The sequence below is a fragment of the Tolypothrix tenuis PCC 7101 genome (assembly GCF_963874875.1).
GTDB classification, from domain to species: Bacteria; Cyanobacteriota; Cyanobacteriia; order Cyanobacteriales; family Nostocaceae; genus Aulosira; species Aulosira tenue.
The window spans coordinates 7,296,698-7,315,174 of record NZ_CAWNJS010000001.1; the positions used below are offsets into that span (position 1 = coordinate 7,296,698).

Annotated in this window: 22 protein-coding genes; 15 read left to right on the forward strand and 7 right to left on the reverse strand. The window is 41.5% G+C overall.

Translation table 11 applies throughout. From position 1 onward, the window contains the following. The first annotated feature begins 199 nt into the window (after positions 1-199). Positions 200-1,375 carry a pyridoxal phosphate-dependent aminotransferase gene (locus tag AACU25_RS28765; RefSeq protein WP_096581528.1) on the forward strand — a complete coding sequence of 392 codons (1,176 nt, stop codon included), beginning with the start codon at positions 200-202 and terminating at the stop codon, positions 1,373-1,375. 112 nt (positions 1,376-1,487) lie between these two features. Here the strand turns inward: AACU25_RS28765 and AACU25_RS28770 are convergent, their stop codons facing one another. Further along, a complete protein-coding gene (locus tag AACU25_RS28770) occupies positions 1,488-1,835 on the reverse strand; it encodes a hypothetical protein (RefSeq protein ID WP_190445800.1) in 348 nt (115 codons plus the stop codon). 234 nt (positions 1,836-2,069) lie between these two features. Between AACU25_RS28770 and clpS the strand changes: the two genes are divergently transcribed. From clpS to AACU25_RS28790, 4 genes are all read left to right on the forward strand, one after another. After that, a complete protein-coding gene (gene clpS, locus AACU25_RS28775; RefSeq protein ID WP_045868159.1) occupies positions 2,070-2,351 on the forward strand; it encodes an ATP-dependent Clp protease adapter ClpS in 282 nt (93 codons plus the stop codon). Positions 2,352-2,415: 64 nt separating this feature from the next. Continuing rightward, positions 2,416-3,240 carry a CPBP family intramembrane glutamic endopeptidase gene (locus AACU25_RS28780; RefSeq protein WP_096581530.1) on the forward strand — a complete coding sequence of 275 codons (825 nt, stop codon included), beginning with the start codon at positions 2,416-2,418 and terminating at the stop codon, positions 3,238-3,240. Positions 3,241-3,343: 103 nt separating this feature from the next. After that, positions 3,344-3,571: a type II toxin-antitoxin system VapB family antitoxin gene (gene vapB / locus AACU25_RS28785; protein ID WP_096584213.1), complete on the forward strand. Its 228-nt coding sequence runs from the start codon at positions 3,344-3,346 to the stop codon at positions 3,569-3,571. Then, complete coding sequence (locus tag AACU25_RS28790) at positions 3,568-3,954, forward strand: type II toxin-antitoxin system VapC family toxin (protein ID WP_096581532.1); 387 nt, start codon at positions 3,568-3,570, stop codon at positions 3,952-3,954. Before vapB ends, AACU25_RS28790 begins: the two co-directional genes overlap by 4 nt. Positions 3,955-4,029: 75 nt before the next feature. Here AACU25_RS28790 and AACU25_RS28795 read toward each other — a convergent pair whose 3' ends face one another. From AACU25_RS28795 to AACU25_RS28805, 3 genes are all read right to left on the reverse strand, one after another. Continuing rightward, the gene (locus tag AACU25_RS28795; protein ID WP_096581534.1) at positions 4,030-4,668 is read right to left on the reverse strand and encodes a pentapeptide repeat-containing protein; all 639 of its coding nucleotides are present in this window, start codon (positions 4,666-4,668) and stop codon (positions 4,030-4,032) included. Further along, the gene (locus AACU25_RS28800) at positions 4,665-6,059 is read right to left on the reverse strand and encodes a DICT sensory domain-containing protein (protein ID WP_096581536.1); all 1,395 of its coding nucleotides are present in this window, start codon (positions 6,057-6,059) and stop codon (positions 4,665-4,667) included. Before AACU25_RS28800 ends, AACU25_RS28795 begins: the two co-directional genes overlap by 4 nt. 275 nt (positions 6,060-6,334) lie before the next feature. Beyond that, positions 6,335-7,924 carry a photosystem II high light acclimation radical SAM protein gene (locus AACU25_RS28805; protein ID WP_096581538.1) on the reverse strand — a complete coding sequence of 530 codons (1,590 nt, stop codon included), beginning with the start codon at positions 7,922-7,924 and terminating at the stop codon, positions 6,335-6,337. 600 nt (positions 7,925-8,524) lie between these two features. Between AACU25_RS28805 and AACU25_RS28810 the strand changes: the two genes are divergently transcribed. The 4 genes from AACU25_RS28810 (at position 8,525) to AACU25_RS28825 (ending at position 11,345) form a co-directional block, all read left to right on the forward strand. Beyond that, a complete protein-coding gene (locus tag AACU25_RS28810) occupies positions 8,525-8,920 on the forward strand; it encodes a DUF1830 domain-containing protein (protein WP_096581540.1) in 396 nt (131 codons plus the stop codon). 254 nt (positions 8,921-9,174) lie between these two features. Then, on the forward strand, positions 9,175-9,636 hold the full coding sequence (locus tag AACU25_RS28815) for a DUF4079 family protein (RefSeq protein WP_096581542.1): 462 nt from the start codon (positions 9,175-9,177) through the stop codon (positions 9,634-9,636). A gap of 214 nt (positions 9,637-9,850) precedes the next feature. Continuing rightward, positions 9,851-10,405, forward strand: coding sequence for a hypothetical protein (locus AACU25_RS28820; RefSeq protein WP_096581544.1), 555 nt, complete (start codon positions 9,851-9,853; stop codon positions 10,403-10,405). 157 nt (positions 10,406-10,562) lie between these two features. Then, positions 10,563-11,345: an ABC transporter ATP-binding protein gene (locus tag AACU25_RS28825; protein WP_096581546.1), complete on the forward strand. Its 783-nt coding sequence runs from the start codon at positions 10,563-10,565 to the stop codon at positions 11,343-11,345. A gap of 88 nt (positions 11,346-11,433) precedes the next feature. Here the strand turns inward: AACU25_RS28825 and AACU25_RS28830 are convergent, their stop codons facing one another. Next, entirely contained in the window at positions 11,434-12,204 is a 771-nt protein-coding gene (locus tag AACU25_RS28830; protein WP_045868149.1) for a response regulator transcription factor, read from the reverse strand. Positions 12,205-12,767: 563 nt separating this feature from the next. Here AACU25_RS28830 and AACU25_RS28835 point away from each other — a divergent pair. The 4 genes from AACU25_RS28835 (at position 12,768) to AACU25_RS28850 (ending at position 15,874) form a co-directional block, all read left to right on the forward strand. Continuing rightward, positions 12,768-13,022 carry a DUF6761 family protein gene (locus AACU25_RS28835; RefSeq protein WP_045868148.1) on the forward strand — a complete coding sequence of 85 codons (255 nt, stop codon included), beginning with the start codon at positions 12,768-12,770 and terminating at the stop codon, positions 13,020-13,022. A gap of 344 nt (positions 13,023-13,366) precedes the next feature. Beyond that, the gene (locus AACU25_RS28840; protein ID WP_096581548.1) at positions 13,367-14,716 is read left to right on the forward strand and encodes a helix-turn-helix domain-containing protein; all 1,350 of its coding nucleotides are present in this window, start codon (positions 13,367-13,369) and stop codon (positions 14,714-14,716) included. 40 nt (positions 14,717-14,756) lie between these two features. Continuing rightward, positions 14,757-15,143 (forward strand): 6-pyruvoyl trahydropterin synthase family protein, encoded by a 387-nt coding sequence (locus AACU25_RS28845; RefSeq protein WP_096581550.1) that lies wholly within the window; start codon positions 14,757-14,759, stop codon positions 15,141-15,143. Between the two features lie 176 nt (positions 15,144-15,319). Continuing rightward, positions 15,320-15,874: a hypothetical protein gene (locus tag AACU25_RS28850; protein WP_096581552.1), complete on the forward strand. Its 555-nt coding sequence runs from the start codon at positions 15,320-15,322 to the stop codon at positions 15,872-15,874. A gap of 66 nt (positions 15,875-15,940) precedes the next feature. Here the strand turns inward: AACU25_RS28850 and AACU25_RS28855 are convergent, their stop codons facing one another. Beyond that, complete coding sequence (locus tag AACU25_RS28855) at positions 15,941-16,132, reverse strand: hypothetical protein (protein ID WP_190445799.1); 192 nt, start codon at positions 16,130-16,132, stop codon at positions 15,941-15,943. A gap of 18 nt (positions 16,133-16,150) precedes the next feature. Here AACU25_RS28855 and AACU25_RS28860 point away from each other — a divergent pair, with 18 nt between their 5' ends. Next, positions 16,151-16,432 carry a hypothetical protein gene (locus AACU25_RS28860; protein ID WP_096581554.1) on the forward strand — a complete coding sequence of 94 codons (282 nt, stop codon included), beginning with the start codon at positions 16,151-16,153 and terminating at the stop codon, positions 16,430-16,432. A 293-nt stretch (positions 16,433-16,725) separates the two neighbouring features. Further along, on the forward strand, positions 16,726-16,941 hold the full coding sequence (locus AACU25_RS28865) for a hypothetical protein (protein ID WP_096581556.1): 216 nt from the start codon (positions 16,726-16,728) through the stop codon (positions 16,939-16,941). A 64-nt stretch (positions 16,942-17,005) separates the two neighbouring features. On the opposite strand, the gene ribD is transcribed toward AACU25_RS28865, so the two are convergent. Further along, the gene (gene ribD, locus AACU25_RS28870; protein WP_096581558.1) at positions 17,006-18,193 is read right to left on the reverse strand and encodes a bifunctional diaminohydroxyphosphoribosylaminopyrimidine deaminase/5-amino-6-(5-phosphoribosylamino)uracil reductase RibD; all 1,188 of its coding nucleotides are present in this window, start codon (positions 18,191-18,193) and stop codon (positions 17,006-17,008) included. Positions 18,194-18,477 lie beyond the last annotated feature (284 nt).

The following is an 18,477-nucleotide window of genomic DNA, read 5'->3' on the forward strand; positions in this document are numbered from 1 at the left end:
GAATGGTCAGCATATCCACGGCTACGAATTGCTGAAGCAGCTTGATTTTTTAACTTTTGATGTTGGTCTGTCACCGCAGCGATACCAGCATAACGCCCTTAGCTTGACGTTATTTTTGCGTGAGTTGAAGATTTCTTTACCTACTCTGGCGTAAACTGTGCTAATGAGCATCAAAAATTTGCATTAATAGTAAGTCGCCATGCAGTTCGCTAAACGCCTAGAAAAAATTCCTCCCTATCTGTTCGCTGAAATTAACCGCAAACGGCATGAACTCGAAGCTAAGGGAGTTGATATCATCAATTTGGCGATAGGCGATCCAGATAAGCCAACTCCGGCTCATATTCTCCAAGCAATGCATGAGGCGATAGATGACGCTGCTACCCATAACTATCCACCGTATCAAGGTACTCAAGAATTTCGGGAAGCAGCCGCTAAATGGATGGAACGTCGGTTTGGTGTGACCGACTTAAATCCAAATACAGAGGTTGTGTGTTCGATTGGTTCTAAAGAAGCGATTCACAACACCTTTTTAGCTTTTGTCGAAGCAGGAGACTATACCCTCATACCCGATCCTGGTTACCCTGTGTACCGAACTGCAACATTATTTGCTGGTGGTGAGCCTTATACAATGCCTCTGAAGGCAGAAAATAAATTTTTGCCTGACTTGAATATGATTCCAGAGAAAATTGCCCATAAGACGAAACTGTTATGGATAAATTATCCTAATAATCCGACAGGGGCAATAGCAACACTAGATTTTTTCGCAGAATTAGTAGCTTTCTGCAAGCAGTACGATATTTTGCTCTGCCATGACAACGCTTACTCAGAAATGGCATACGATGGCTACAAACCGCCCAGTGTGCTACAGGTTCCAGGAGCTAAAGATGTAGCCATCGAGTTTCACAGTCTGTCTAAGTCCTACAACATGACAGGCTGGCGGATTGGTTTTGCGGTTGGTAATCCGATTGGGATTAAAGGCTTAACCCAGGTGAAAAGCAACGTCGATTCTGGGGTATTTAAAGCAATTCAACAAAGTGGGATCGCAGCCTATTCTACCAATGAAGCAGAATTACAATCTCTCATCTCCGTTTACCAAAATCGCCGAGACATTATTGTCAAAGGGTTGCAATCTCTAGGCTGGCCAATTGAGCCTCCACAAGCAACTCTTTACGTCTGGGTTTCAGTTCCCCCAGGATATACATCCACAGAGTTTGTCACCCTGTTACTTGACAAATGCGGCATTCTTGTGCCTCCTGGTAACGGTTATGGCGCATCTGGAGAAGGCTTTTTCCGGATAGCCTTAACCATACCCGATGAGCGAATGCATGAAGCAATTCAACGCTTAAAGGATGCGGGGATTAGATATGAAGCATAAGGGTATTGGTAATGGGTAATTGGTAATTGGTAATTGGTGTTGGGTGTTTGGGGTTTGCCATTAAGTATTTCTCCCCTGCTCCCTGCCCCCTTACCTCATCTTCCTCATCTCTCTACCCCTTAGCCCCTTCCTGCCATACTAAGTGAATAAACTGATGCAGTTGCTGCTTGGCTAGTGCGTCAGGTTCTGTTTTGGGTTCTTTCGCTAAAACCTGACTTAATACCGTAATAACTTCTGTGTCTAAGGCTGGTTGAAATAAATTTACAGGCCATAGCAAATCAGATGCATCCCGTAAGTCAGTGATTTGCGGCGGTTCTGTAAAAAAATCGACCAGCACTAAAGGACGTACCCAGCACAACTGGCGCGAAACCACGACTTGAATGACTTCTGCATATAAATTCTTGTCGCCATGTTTTAACGAAACAATTTGTCCTGATTGAAATTCCAGGCTTATCTCCATAATCAAGCAGCTTAAAGCAGCAGGAATAATATTGTAGTTTTCTTCATGGTAAAACTGAGATGGCGCTACAGCTGCAACCTGAAGGTAACACCATGACAGCTACAATTTTTTAGACCTCGATTTCGCAATCAAACTCAGTCTGAATATAAATGTTATAAAATAGGTGAATAACTGTTAAGCGATCGCAAGACAGATACTCTGTTGTAGTAAATCAACCAAGAAAGAGCAAGAGCCGTGTCAGTCGAAACCATTGAGAAGCGTTCCACAACCCGCAAGCTCGCGCCTCAGTATCGCGTTTTGCTCCATAATGACGACTACAACTCTATGGAGTACGTGGTACAGGTACTAATGACCACAGTGCCGAGCATCACCCAGCCCCAGGCTATTAGCATTATGATGGAAGCCCACACTAACGGGCTAGCTTTAGTGATTACTTGCGCTCAGGAACATGCTGAGTTCTACTGTGAAACTTTGAAAAGTCACGGTTTGAGTAGCACTATTGAACCTGATGAATAATCATACGTCATCAATTATGAGTCTCAATTTACAATGTTGACTTGTAACTGTTGACTGATTTTACATGAAAATTAACCTGCTGGATTTAGCTCAACGCCCTGCCCCTATAAGGCTGGGTTGTTTTATTTTGGCTTTGTTATTGCTATGGTTGCCTGTTGCTGCGCCAATATACTTACTAGTGCATGATTCCAATTTAGTAAGTATATTAACAATGGTATTGCTATATGTAGAATTTATTTTGCTACTGCGGTTATGGGGTAAGTATGTTGATCAAGAACCTCAAATACTACGGCATTATGGCTTAGAAATTTCTCGTCAGAACGGTGTAGATTTGCTGCGTGGTTTGGCTATTGGATTAATTACTGTATTGATAGTATTTGGATTGCAAGGTGCTTTTGGTTGGTTAGTGTGGCAACAACCGCAAGTTTTCTTATTAAAAATTGTTTTAGAAGGTTTAATTGTTGGTTTTGGTGTAGGTTTTGCTGAGGAATTATTATTCCGAGGTTGGTTGTTGAATGAATTGGAACGTAATTACAGCCCAACTATTTCTTTATGGATAGATGCAATTGTATTTGCGGGATTGCACTTTATTAAACCTTTAGCGGCAATTATTCATACACTACCGCAATTTCCAGCTTTAGTATTATTAGGATTAACGCAAGTATGGGGTAAGCGCTGGCGTAGAGGCAGACTTGGCTTACCAATTGGATTACATGGTGGTTTAGTTTGGGGCTATTACATTATTAATATTGGGCGATTAATCAAATATTCTGGGCAAGTTCCTGATTGGGTTACAGGTGTGAATAATAATCCTTTACAAGGTGCAATGGGGGTATTATTTATGACTATATTAGCTTTGTGGATGCGAGGCAGGAACATGAAGCATTAAGCTGTATACAGAGGACAAGGTAACTCTATTGGCAAAAATGTGTTTGATATTAAAACACTATAGCTGTGATGGTTTGATTCACAATTATCCAAGAGAAGACATCATGATAGAGCCACTAATTTTACAAAAATTAGAAGAACTCCCTGAGTCTCTTCAGACAGAAGTATTGCATTACATTGAGTTTTTAATAGAGAAGCACACTCAAAAATCTATCCAAGAACAGCCAACAACAAAACGTCGTGTTGCAGGCACAATGAAAGAAATGTTTGTTTTACCACTACCTGATGATTTTGATGAGCCGCTTGAGGATATGAAAGAATATATGGAATGAATAAATTACTATTAGATACTCATGCTTTAATCTGGTTTGTTTCTAATGATACAAACTTGCCAGTTGCCACTAAAGAAAAAATTGAATCTGCGAAAACTGTTTTTTTCAGCATTGCCAGTCTTTGGGAGATGGCAATCAAGTTCAACATTGGCAAACTAACCTTACAAGGAGTTTTTGAAGATATTGAACCACAACTGATAGCTGCGGGTATCACAATTCTTCCTATTACATTTGCTGATACTGTTCAATTCCGTTATTTACCCTTGCATCATCGAGATCCGTTTGATCGGATTTTGGTCGCGCAGGCAATGAATAATTGCCTTGTTTTGATTAGTCGCGATCCAGCTTTTGATGCCTATTCTATTCAGCGGGTATGGTTATGAAATAGTTATATGGCGAGTTGTATTTCATGTGTGAGTTTTTCAGGTAAATTTGGTTTCTTTACCTGAAAAGATTGCTCACTTAACCGTTTCAACAACCGTTCCTACTACACAAGCCCTATCTAAATTCACACCGTTTAAATTCGCACCTTCTAACTCAGCACATAATAAATTTGCACCAGTAAAATTGGCTCCAGCTAAGTTTGCTCCACGCAAATCGGCTTCTTCGAGATTGGCTTCGCTTAACAACGCCCCTTGCAAATCAGCACGGGTTAAGTCTGCACCTTTGAGATTTGCTCCTGTGAGGTTAGCACCGCGCAAGTCAGCACTGCGTAAATCAACGCCTTGTAAATTGACGTTCATCAAATTTGCGCCACTCAAAAAAGCGCCTGTCAATGACACATCACTGAGCGTCGCACCCATAAAGTTAGCACCGCGCAAATTGCTACCACGCAAGTCAGCACCAGTTAAATCGGCTTGCATCAAGTTTGCTCCCATAAGGTTTGCCCGTAAGTCGGTGGCTTGAAGGTTGGCTCCCATCAAATTTGCGCCTTCTAAATGTCCACCTTCAAATTTGGAACCAGTGAAATTGGCACCTACAAGGGTAGCGCCTGCAAGATTTATCCGGCTTAAATCAAGTTGGGAGAGTTCCTCGTCTTCTAAATTGGCTCCTGGGAGTTGTTTGAGAGTTCCTAATTTAATAGCTTCAATATTCATTGTGGGTAACTACCAATCTCCTCACTATTCTTGCTGTGACTATCCCAACGGGAATCAATTAGCCACATTCCAGCACTGACTTTGGTTTCTATTAAAGGTAAGTCTAATCCTTGTTGCAAACCCATGACTAACAACGCTAGGGTATCTACAAGTTTAGGATCAAAGCGGGTTGATTGTTGTTTGCACTCATCTAAAGCTTGGGTAAAAATTTCCTCTCGGCTGATTTGGGGAGATTTTTTCTGATTAACTCGCCATTGAAAGTCTGCAACTAAGGCTAAAATGCGCGATTCTAGGGGAATTTCATCTCCAGCTAACCCGGCTGGCTCTCCTGAACCATCCCACCACTCGGTTTGATGCGTAATAATTTGAGCAACGGCTCGCAACCTGGGCATGGTTCGCAATACTTGTGCGCCTGGTACTAGGGGACAGCTTAAGGGACGATTGGAGTCTTCTTCGTGGTAACGTCTAGAACTACCAGGCACCAGAACGCTTTCTGCTTTTTGTAAAGGATCTATGCGATGCAGTAAAGCGGCTAGGCGCAATCTTTTAATTTGCCATGCAGGGAGATTTAATAATTGTCCTACTGTTTCGGACAGGGCTACGACTTCCGCCGCGGCCATTGGGTTATTAATATCTGCCAAATCTATTAATTGCGCCATCCGCAAGAATGCTTGGATCTCGTTAGAAACCAAGTTGTTGTCTAGTACTTGCTGACGTAGCGCTGTGGGAACGGGTAAATTTTCCTGCCCAGTCTGGAGGTAATCAACGACAAGGGAAACAACTGCACTCAAATCTTCTGGCGTGACAAGACTAGGCTTAATGGCATCTTTATAGGCAGTTAACTTGTCTGCTAGTTCTGGGTTTAATGGTTTAATATGAGCGATCGCTAATTCTGCTGTTTCTCTAACTAACTCTGGCTCAAATGTCCATAAGCCATAGAATTTACGCTCTAAGTCTGATCCAGGTAGCCCACCACTGCCATAATCAGCTTCCGATAATTCTTGACAAATTACCATTGCTGTGTAGTTAGGTGACAAGATAATTAAATGCCACTCTTGAGCTACAGGGTCGGTTGGCTCTAAAGCTACTATCTCTACATTGGGTAGTTTGCTGGTAGTATGTTCCGCAAAACCAGCATCGGGGGCAGCCATAATGACAATTTGGCCGCTTTTTTGGGCGATGTCTGCGTATCTTTCTGCTTCTTGGAGATACCATTTACCTCGTTGGAAGGCAGTAATCACTAAGGGTTGACCATCGTCTTTGAGAATATGGTCTTCCAAGGCATGACACAAGGCAACTAGGGTATTTTTGTAATACACTCCGAAGCGAATTGGTCTAACGCTACGGCGATGATTACTTTCTAATTGTTGGAGTATGGAGCCTTCTAACATGGGGTTTGTTTAAATCAACCGCGAAGGTGGGCGTAAGATAAAAAATTTTAATTTTGGCTATAACTTTTTCAGTTTACTTTTTGCTGTATGAATTACGCTACAGACCAAAAGTCTGAATATTTATACAAAAGTGAGCTTACGTAAATTGGGGATGGGGCAATGGGCATTGGGCATGGGGCATGGGAAAGGCAGATGTTCTTGTTTGGTTGTGGGTTGGTTTTGAAGATGCAAGTCTCAAATTTGGAGTAGGCAAAAAGCCTACCCCAGATGCTTAATTAAACACCTACCAATTGTTTGTCGTTTTTCTCCATTGGCGCAGATAGTGCTGCTTCTAAATCAGCACAACCCAATTTTTCTTCCAAGATTTTCATGACTTCACGTCCAAAATCGTTGGGGTTTTGTTGCCAAGCTTGCAAGCAGACTTCACCAAAAAATGAACCCAAGGGTTCTGGATTCCACAGGAGTTTTTTGGCTGTCCACGGCATTAAGCTCATAGGATTATACCCAGGTTTGAGAATACCTTGTTTGAAAGCATATTCTTCTAAGTGGGTGTGGGGTTGCAATCCAATAAAGAAAATGGCTGGTTCAACTTTATCTGCGCCAAAAATGCGTTCGAGTTCGCGGTGATAGGCTATGGTTTGACGGATGGTTTCGGGACGTTCATCAATAACATTAAAGGAATAGTTGACAGAAACTAAGTCATTGAAACCAGCAGCTTTTAAATCGCGACAGTTTTGCAAGACTGTACGCAGGTTGTAACCCATTCGCATTTTTCGCACGAGTTCTTGAGAACCACTGGTAATTCCAATTTCAAAGTAATTCATCCCAGTTTTCGCCATCAATTCACACAGTTCGGGTGTGAGATTGTCGGCTCTGATGTATGCTGCCCAGTGAATATCTGTCATCCCAGAATCGACGATTTTTTGTAACAATTCTGCTGCATCATCGATAAATTTTCTGGCGGGGATGAATTGGGCATCGGTAAACCAGAAGTTACGAATACCGCGATCGTATAATTGACGCATCTCCGCTACTACTTCATCGGCTGGGTTAATGCGTACCTGTTTACCTTCAACTACGGTGTAGACACAATAACAGCAGTTATGAGGACATCCGCGTTTGGTTTGGACACCAATATAAAAGTCTTGCCCTTGGAGATAATAGTTAAATTCTGGCCAGATGCTTTCGATATAGTCGTAGTTACAAGCAGTCTTTTCTAAAGGTGTAGGTTGTTCGTGAATTAAGCGCTGTCTGGGTTGGGCTTCTCCTACTACATAGCAGCGTTCATCACGAAACTCTTTACCACTTAAAAATTTAGTTAAGAGGGTTTCTCCTTCACCTACAGAAATAATTGTGCCTGCAGGTAAGCTTTTACCCAACTGTTCGTAAAATACGCTAACTGCACCACCACCAACAACTGCACGCGCCGTTTTCGCATACTTCTGGGCGCGTTTTAAGCCACGTTTAATTAATCCCAGATTGCGCCATAACTCTACATAGTAAGCAATGAAAATTCGCAAGCCACCCAAAGCCCCGCGTAATTTTATCAGCGGATTCTTCGCGTAGTAGAATTCAAAAGCGTTTTGTAACGGGTTGCCACCACGACCGCCAACTGGCGCATATATTTGGATATCTCGCCAAGAAAATACTAGCAGTGTGGGCTTAAATTCATCGATACAGCGCTCTAGGGCTTGAGCATAGTCTAGAGGTGGTACGCATCCCAAATCAAAGATACGCTGCTCAATATTAGGAAACTGTTTGTGGACATGATCGCTAAGGTAGACAACCCCAATGGGAAAGATGGGGTTACAGGGAAGGCGAACGTAAAGAATTCGATTTTCCATTGTGCTTGCGTTAACTGCCATCTTGCCGTTTCTGTGGGGAAAGTGAGTGAAAAAACATCCAGTTGTTAACTGTATGTATTGATTTAGGCTGCTTTATTCGAGCGCGATCGCACTTAACATTTAAGCTATGTCTCGCTCAAAGCGAATTCCCTACTGGTAACTTTTGAAATAGCAAAAATTGCTCGGCATACCAGTAGGTATGATAGCCATAGGTTTGGTTTATGAAGATTTTTTGCTTATAGCTTTACCATAACATTGAGTCTATTCCTTAAGCGATGATCCTCATCTATAACTCTGGGAATTAGTCGCTCAAAAAAATTTACTTGTAATCCAGCCTAGCGATCGCGGGATCATTGTCATCTTCTAAACTCAATTTCTGCGATTAAAGAAGTTATATAACAACTTGTTTATCAAGGAATGCATATACAAGATCTTCCTTTATAGTGTATAATTATAGAAAAATTAGATATATTTACAAAAGTTTCACAACTTATACATATCTTTAGATAGAAATATTGCAGAAATGTGCAGTTGGTAGTCGGAGTTACAGCTTATGGGGATCGCCCAGTGTTACTTTTACTTATGTAATGTAAAATTGTGGCGTAAAGCTCCTCAGCAGTTATGGCTCAAATATTAGATCCACTACCACCTGAGCAATCAGGAACTGTTCTCTGCTGCTACGTAAATGCCACGAGCAAAATCCAGGTTGCCCGCATCTCCAACATTCCTAATTGGTATTTTGAAAGGGTTGTTTTTCCTGGACAACGGCTCGTGTTTGAAGCCCCCAAAGAAGCTCAAATGGAAATTCATACGGGGATGATGGCAAGCGCAATATTATCGGATACTATTCCGTGTGTTCGCCTTGCAATTAATGAGGATGGTACTTATGAATTGGGTAGCAGCTCATCAGTAGCAATAGACTCTATCAATAAAACACCAATAGTGCAGCCAATTAATACAAAAACTGACGATACAACAAAACCTTTAACAATCGCTGGTTTAGCTTCCGTTGATTAAAAAAATTTTCTCAAAATTAGGGGTTGCTGAAGCCAGCAGCCTTTTTTGTTGAGTAGTGGTTTGGTATTTGGTTAGAGAAAAGTTTTAACAAGTATTAGGAAATAAATTTGAGAAAATTTACACATTACATAGTGTATTTTTTTGTCCCCTTTGCCTTCTTTCTCCTATTCAATCTTCAGTACCTCATCCCCAATCCCCAGTCCTCAATACCCACTACCCAGCCCCCATGACCCTTTCTCTTCTACAATCAATGTATGAATTTGCCTTCTTTTCTTTGGTTGTGGAAAATAGCGGCTTGGTCAATGGGGTTATCCTTGCTAGCATACGTGATGTTAGCGACCACCGGCTTTTGGATGTTTAAAGCGAGAAGTTCGCAAAATCCCCCTAATTTACCTTTCTTAAATAGAGGAAATTTGGGGATGCGATCGCTCCACTATACAATCGGCATTAGTATGGTCGGTTTGGTGCTACTACTACTGGCAATTGGTATTATTGGCACATTGGGCCATTTCGGTTCACTAGGACATTCATCTCACTTGGCTGCTGGGTTGGTAGTAGTAGCTTTAGTTTTGCTATCTGCTTTTAGTGCTACCCAAATCAGTCCCGAAAGACCTTGGGTTAGAACTTTACACGTAGGCACAAATATTATTCTGTTTATAGGTTTTGCTTGGGTATCACTCACAGGTTGGAGTGTCGTGCAAAAGTATTTACCTTAATTCTTGAGCTTATTAGTATATAAGTACTATTAAGGATGCGATCGCAAAAGTAAGCCTAGAAATTAGGAAGCACTTTAGCCCTGAAGAGAGCGCTAAAGTGCTTACTATATTTATGAGCAATGTTACGAAGAAAGCTCTTTAACCCAAACGGAAATTAACGGCTGGCTCAGTCCTTAGTTAGGATGAAATAAAAGTAACCGATTGTAATTGAGCCGTGACTGCAAACTTAGTTAACACCTCACCTTCTGTTTTCCGTCTCTCACCGTTGATTAGAATAACGCTGCTGAGTTTATACTTAGCACTCACAGTTCCATTACCATTTTTAGCGCAGGTAACAGCAGCACCTACACCACCAGCTTTATTGTGGCTAGGAATTGGGATTGGTTTTATTGCTTTGTATGCAGTATTAACAGAACGAGTCATTTTAGATGACCAAGGAATTCAAGTGACTTATTCTGTCTGGGTACCGCGATTTTTTCGGAAAGGTTGGTTATTAAACTGGTCTGATGTCAAAGAATTAAAACCTCGTACCACAGGCCAAGGAGGCATAGTATATTATTTTCTCAGCCAGTCAGGACAAGCTTATTTATTACCAGTGCGTGTAGCTGGATTTGCCAAGCTGGTAAGACAAGTACAAGAAAAAACGGGTATAGATACTACAGATGTTCGCCCGTTAGCCCAGCCTTGGATGTATATAATTTTGTTAGGTTTCACGTTATTATTACTGTTGGTAGATAGCTGGACTATCACCACAGCCTTAAATCAATAATTACTAATTCGTAATTCGTAGTTCGTAATTAACAAGGCATAGCAAATCAGGGTATTGAAGGAAAAAATAAATATTTATTTCTTCTTTCAAGTCCAGTAAGATTAACTACGAATTATCAATTACGAATTATATTGACCCTTTCCCCAGCAACTTGAATTTGGATAATGTCACCCCTAAAGCCGCACTCAGGTTAGAGCAAGTCAATCTATTTACAAAGCTCAAAACCCAAATTTCCAGCAATCATCAAGGATACCCAATATTGCAGGATATGGGTTTTGAGGTACTCGCTGGAGAACGGATTGCGATTGTCGGCCCATCAGGCGGAGGTAAAACAGCCTTACTCAAGCTGATAAACCGCCTGATTGAGCCAACTAATGGCAAAATATTTCTGGAAAATCAGGAATATCGCCAAATTCCTATACTCCAGTTACGCCAGGTAGTGACACTGGTATTGCAAGAGTCTAAGCTTTTAGGGATGACAGTTGAGCAAGCTTTAGCTTATCCACTAGTTTTGCGTGGTTTATCCAAACAGACAATTCAGCAACGAGTAAGTCATTGGATAGAACAACTGCGTATCCCTAGTGACTGGTTGGGAAGGACTGAAGTGCAACTTTCTGCTGGACAACGACAGCTAGTAGCGATCGCACGTGCTTTAGTTATCCAACCAAAAATCTTATTATTAGATGAGCCAACCTCTGCCTTGGATGTTGGGACAGCGTCTCATGTTATAGAAAATTTAACCCAGCTGGCTACCACTGATCACATCACAATTTTGATGGTAAATCACCAGCTAGAACTAGCACAGGAATTTTGCACCCGACTTTTACACCTACAACAAGGTCGGTTGTTGGCAAATCAACCAGGGTCTGAAATAGACTGGTTCAACTTACGCACCAGCTTGATGCACGCAGAAGCTCAAGCCTCTGAAGAATGGGGTTGATTAAGAGTCCAGAGTCAAAAGTCAAAAGTCAAAAATATAGGAAATTTCTTAATTTTGAATTTTGAATTTCCTGTCTGCGCTGATTCAGCTATACACGTTGAGTACTAAGGGTTGAACGCTGATTGCTAAATCTCTCTTTAGCCAACTTTGCTGGTGAGTTGGGAATATTGGAATTCAAAATTTCCATGTTAAATCGGTATCCCACATTGCGGATGGTTTGAATTAAACTAGGTTGGCGAGGATCTAGTTCAACTTTTTTCCGCAGCGATAAAACATGAGTATCAATAGTTCGGGGATTGTCAATAGCGTCAGGCCAAGCACGACGTAGTAACTCGGATCTAGAAAGAGGTACTCCTCCCGCTTGGGCTAAAACGTATAATAAACTAAATTCTTGGGGCGTTAAGTCAATAAACTCCCCTTGAAATCTCACCCGGCGTTGCACTAAGTCAATTTGTAGCGAACCGTAATCCAGATAAGCTGGTGCTACTGGTGTGCGGTTGCGGCGAATTAGTGCTTCTACTCTGGCGAGAAACTCTTGCATTCCAAAAGGTTTACTCAGGTAATCATCTGCTCCCGCCTTCAAACCAGCGACAATATCAGATTCATTACTACGAGCAGATAGCATTAAAATTAAAGGTTGTTGCTGACGATGCAACCAACGGCAAAACTCAATGCCATCACCATCGGGTAAATCAGCATCTAGAATTACCAGTGTTGGTTGTTGGTTTAAAAACACTTCCCTTGCTTGATAAATGCTGGCGGCTTGGTGTACTCGATATTCCAACTGTTGTAAGTGCCAACCTAGCAACGACCTGAGATGGGGATTCCCCTCAACGATTTCAATACAAACCGAACCCACGGTGGCAAGACCCCTTAGCGTTGATGAATTTCAAAGTAACAAGCCCAGTCTCAAGGTTTTGTAGTCTTTGTTACTCCTATTACTATTCTCTTTATATTTCCTTATAGAAATAGTGGCTAGAAGTTTAACTTATGCTTTAGCCCCAGCCAATTAGTAATTTTCTTAAATTTTTGTTATAATTATTTAAATTAGTGCTAGATGAACATCCAAGCTCCTACAACGCAGTAATGCAGCACAACTAAATCACCAAAAAGCCAACCCTTAGCTATTTATGTTTCTTATATTTCAGCTTGATGGTGAAAACAGATTGCACCTTGCATCAGTTTAGTGTTGACTTACACAGATAAAGCTGAGATGTTACTAAAAGTAAATTATAAAAATAGCTTACCAAATAATCTTATTCTCGATTTTCTGGAATAGGATCTAAATACGTTGTAGCTGCTGGAGGGTAATGCCCAAAACAGAGATATTGATTTTGACTCAATGCCAGGGGGAAAGTGACACTTCACATTTCCGCGTGAATCATTTACAATTCTCATTCCAAAGAGATTAATTCAGCAGTTATGCTCCAAGACACACAAACCATCCGCTATTACCAAAGACTGACCGACGCCTTCGTCGAGCTATGGAATCGTGGTTATCGCATGGATGATATGCGGATGTATTTGGATGGATATCTCGCCGCTCTGCGGCATGGCAACGCGATCGAGCCTTATCTGATTCATCGTTTAGAAGAGGAAGCAAGCCGCTACCTTTACGACGCATCAAACTTTGCAATGACTCAACCAGAACCGGAACCACAACACGATTACTACTAATGCTGCGCCCCGTTTTTGAGCATAACCACTAATCAACGCAGATGATTATAACATATTACCTGCTTTGATCAAGGGGTTAAGTGGTGTGAAATACTGGAGAAATTTTTTTGATAAAAACTATCCCCTTAGTGATATTTTAGATTTCCCTATATCACTGAGGGGATTTTTAAGTGGGGACTGGGGACTGGGGACTGGGGATGCGAGGGATGAGGAAGCAAAGGAGCAATCGGTTTTACCCATGACCAATTACCCAATTTGCTAAGAAATGTAAATTGATGGGTTGACTGCATAAAATCTTGATGAAGCGTTGATAGGTTAGTGCAGCTTTAGTAGGACGACCTTATGTGACAGCCGTAGAATTAACTTTCGAGCAAGCAATGCTGGTATTAGACAGAGTGTTGCAGACAAAGCATTTAAGTAACATTCAAGAGTTAGTATTGCGATTGTGCTGGAAAGGATATACCTATGCAGAAATTGCTGAAAGCTCAGGTTATGACGATGATTACATCCGAGATGTAGGCTTTCGGTTATGGCAGACACTTTCAAAAGCACTGGGAGAAAACATCGCTAAAAGTAACGTTAAAACAGTGCTGCGAAGGTATTATGCCAACCTTGTACCAGCAGAATCAGCAGGATCTAGCATTACAGCATTTCCCAATGCAAAACCCCAGCGCCGTCAAGATTGGGGAGAAGCGATAGATGTTTCAATTTTTTATGGACGCAAAGCAGAACAAGCATTACTGGAAAAGTGGATTATCCAAGAAAAATGCCGCTTAGTAATGCTGCTAGGAATGGGGGGAATAGGTAAAACAGCTTTGTCTGTGAAGGTAGCAGAACAGTTACAGAGTAAGTTTGATTTTTTAATTTGGCGTAGTCTTCGCAATCGTCCACCAATTTCTGCTCTTCTGGCGGATTTAATTCTGTTTCTCTCGCAAGAGACAGAAGAAAATTTACCAGAGACCACAGATGGTCAAATCTCCTGCTTAATCAAGTATTTACGCTCCCAACGCTGCTTGATTTTGCTGGATAATATTGAATCGATTTTTCGAGAAGGGGAAACAGCAGGACATTATTCCCCTGGATATGAGGGATATGGTCAACTTTTGCGGCGTGTAGGAGACGAATTACATCAAAGTTGCTTGATATTTACTACTAGAGAGACTCCTAGCGGATTTACAGCAAGGGAAGGTGAAACTTTGCCAGTGCGATCGCTTCAATTAACTGGATTACCACAATTAGAATCGCAGCAAATCCTCTCCAGTAAAGGATTAGCCAATTCAGCAGCCGAAACTAAGCAGCTAATTCAGTCTTATACAGGTAATCCTTTAGCATTGAAAATTGCTGCAACGACTATCCAGAGCTTATTTGATGGCGATATTTCCCAATTTTTACAGCAAGGGCCAGTTGTTTTCGGTGATATTTGGGTAATTTTAGAGCAACAGTTTCACCGCCTGTCTGCTAACGAAAAGCAAGTCATGTACTCCCTAGCACTCAAACAAACCTGGGTAACGCTAACGGAATTACAACAAGATGTTGTACCGCAAATCTCTGAAGGAGAATTATTAGAAGCACTTTTGTCTTTACAAAGGCGATCGCTTCTCGAACAGCAATCAGGACGCTATAGTCAACAACCTGTAGTTATGGAATACGTAACTGACAACCTGATGGGGCAGGTTTGCTGTGTGCTAAGTTGAAATTGCTTCCTGACTTAGCACTCGTTATGGTGATTGCAAAATGCCCGAATGGAAACTAGTAACAGAATTTACATTTGATAGCGCTCACTACATCAAAGATTACGATGGCCCTTGTGGCCGGATGCATGGGCATACCTATAAAGTCAGAATGGAGGCAAAATCATCACAACTTCACTCCTCGGAATTTTGTCCACATCCGGTTATGGTGGCTGACTTTAGAACTTTGCGTTGGGCGAAACAAGATGTAACTAAAGGAGGACTCGACCACTGCGTGCTTAATGAAGTCTTACCTCCAGAATATGAAACTACTGCTGAGATGATTGCCAAGTATATTTATGACCGAACTAAGCAGCAGTTACCGCCAAATGTAGAACTCAAAGTAAGGGTTTCAGAAACAGCGAATAGCTGGGTTGAGTATCATGAGTAATCTTCGCTAAAGTTTGCTTTGGTTAACCTTTCAGCTTCCCGATGTTAATTCGGGGAGCTATTTTTTATATGTGATTGAAGATATCCACTATTTACTTACAGGTGTCCTGTACAAATTTAATCAATAAAGGTATAACTATATACTAACAACAATGAGTTTTTGATTTCAAAACCACTATGGCAAAATACCAGCCTTTGTTTACCACCCTTGCTTTATGCTCTCTCTCCCTTACTACTCTGACTAGCAGTAGCTTGGCTCAAAATAAAGCTGCAAACCAAGCTAACTTACAAGCACAGGCTAATACTTCTACTTCTACTTCTGTTTCTACTTGCCCGTTACCCACAGACATTGCTGTAACATTTTTAAAATCTGAATGTCAAGAAGTGGAACTCACAGAAGCTAAAACTTACTACCGTTACTTCAGTAGTGATAGTAATAAATTTGGTAGATATCTCACCACCAATCTTTACAACAATAATGTAGAAGTAATTAGAAAATTAGCCTTAAAACAAGAATGGGGCAACCAAGCGAAAATAATGTTAACAGTCACTGTCCCTGCAGGAACAAAAGTTTATCAAGGAATAGTCGCGCCTCAAGAACCATCACAATGTTATCCAGGTGGCGGACAGCAAATATTTATTCAGAATTCCAAAGATCCAAATTTAACATGGTCTGAAGGAACCCCATTGCAAGTAGCAGAATTTAAGTGTCCCTTACAGACTTCTAATTAAAAAAATATTCCATCCCTGCGGGACGCTACGCGTTAAGCGTAGCTATGCCGTAGGCTTTACGCTATGTCAGCAGAGGAGAAAGAATTTGTTCCTCTGAAAGTGGGATAATTTATTTTCTGGAACTCCCTTATCAAGGGCGCTAAATTCATTACTGCCAGATAAAATTTGTACAAAGTTGCGATCGCAATTTTGAATATTGGTTCCCAGCATCCAAAAACTGGATTTCTCAGGAACGGCGATCGCAACATTATTTACCAATATCTCTAATTAAAAAAGATGGAAGCAAAAAAAGTAGAATTTCTGAAGCTGATTGATCGAGCGCTGGATGTAGGAAACACAATGCTTGATACTGGATATCCCTCTTCAGATAGATTAAATAACTTAATCAATCAACTAAAGCAAATTAAAGCTGCAACGATTAGCGATCGCCTTGAACCTTCAGGTGGAACTGTCACATTAGGCTTGGCGCGGGAAGTTGCTGATTGGATTGAGAATTTAGATTCACCCTTATTAAAAGCTGTAGGCGCAATAGAGATTTATTACCAGCAGCAATTATAAAGTCGAAAATTATACCAATTCTTATGTAATTGTGTTTGGTTGTAGGCAATTGCACTAACTTTTGTTTTTTCAAACAACACTAGTATAATTAAGCATATATACTGTATAATATTAGTCAAATCTTCAAAAGAATTTGTCAATTTAAATAACTGATTCTGAACGTTTATAAAGAAATAAATCAGTTTATTAAGGTTTTAATAATACTTATCTCAGCTTCGACATTCATTCCGTTATTTGCTGCTGGAATTGTGTAATCTGAAAACAGCTAAAGCTAATAATGAAATTGAGGTCTGATGACTCCTACGATTATGCGTCAGCTATGGTCTGTGGTTGAAACCGCGCAAACCAAGACCCTATTACAGCTAGACGATGCTACTTTGGTGCAATGGTTAGTCAAACAAACCAACACCCAAGCATTGTTAGAACCGAAAGAAACGGATTTTCTGTGTGATTACATACAATCTCGTTTGTCTTTGATTCGCGATTTAGCTTATGAACGACAGTGTTAAGAGGAGAGCGATCGCAATATCTTAGTCCTCAATGTGATGTGAGGGCAGTAAATTTAGGCTATGGCTATTGATGTTGTCGGGGTAAATAGCCTTCTACCAAGCAATCAGAACCAACTACACGCCAGCGAACATTTTCTAAAGTTAAAGCTTCAGTCATCGTGGTAAAACCCAAATCGCCTACAGGTGTGGGAGCATGACTACCACCAATGATTTTCGGAGCGATAAAGGCAAGAATTTTTTGCACCGCTCTTTGTGCGATCGCACTTGCAGCTAAAGTACCACCACATTCCCACAGAACGCTACAAAAACCCCGCTCATACAAGTGCCCCATGACATTATCTGGTGTGAGTGACGTGAACTCCACCACTTCCACACCCTTTTGCCGTAACATTTCTTGAATATTCGGATTAGCGCCTACCTCCGTTAACACTAAAGTAGGAGCTTCCTCTGTTTCCCACAGGTGAGCATTTTCTGGCAAGTCGAGATGGCGACTCATCACTACCCGCAAGGGATTATGGGCTCCTACCTGATGGCTAGTTAAGTAAGGATTATCCTGTCGCACAGTATTACCGCCCACAATCACAGCATCACAAGCAGCCCGTAGTTGATGAACTTCACCGCGGGCTGCTTGATTTGTTACCCAAGCACTATGACCAGATGTGGTAGCAATTTTGCCATCCAAAGTCATGGCATACTTCAAAATACCTAAAGGGCGTTTGTAAAGAATACGATGGACAAAAGCTTCATTGAGTTGCTGACAGGCTGCTTCTTCCACGCCCACTAAAACTTCTATTCCTGCAGCACGTAACCGCGCAATCCCGCCACCTGCTACCAGTGGGTTTGGATCTACCATCCCCACAACCACTTTTGATACTCCCGCATTGATCAAACCTTCCGAGCAAGGGGGAGTGCGCCCGTAATGGTTGCAAGGTTCGAGGCTGACATAGACTGTAGCACCGCGAGCGCTTTCTCCCGCTGCTCTCAACGCAAAAACTTCCGCATGAGGTTCACCAGCACGGGGATGAAACCCTTCGCCCACAATTTCCCCATCCTTAACAACCACTGCACCCACTAATGGATTTGGGGAAGTGCGTCCCAAAGCGCGACGGGCGAGTTCCAAACACCGCCGCATCATCAGGGAATCAAAATCACTCCCTACCTTGTTCCCAGCTGAATCAACTGGAAGTGTATTTTCTGGAGTGTAGTTAGGTAGAGATGCATCTGCTTGAGCGACCACAGGGGAATTATCCATAATTTTGGGGAACACTCTCAATATTTTCCACGCTAGCTGCTCTTTTGCGCGAGATTTTCACAGTAATATTCAGGTTTTACTTTTGGTGATCTTAACTTACTGGGGCATGGGGCTAGGGATGGGGTTCTAAAGATAAAGCAACACCAAACAATCAATTATCCCGCCTGTAGGGGCACGGCACCGATAAGACATCTGTTGTACCGAAAATTATTGGATGCCGTGCCCTTACGATTTTGGTATTTTCTTCATGGGAAGTCTTCAAAGGTGCATCATTTGAGTTCTAA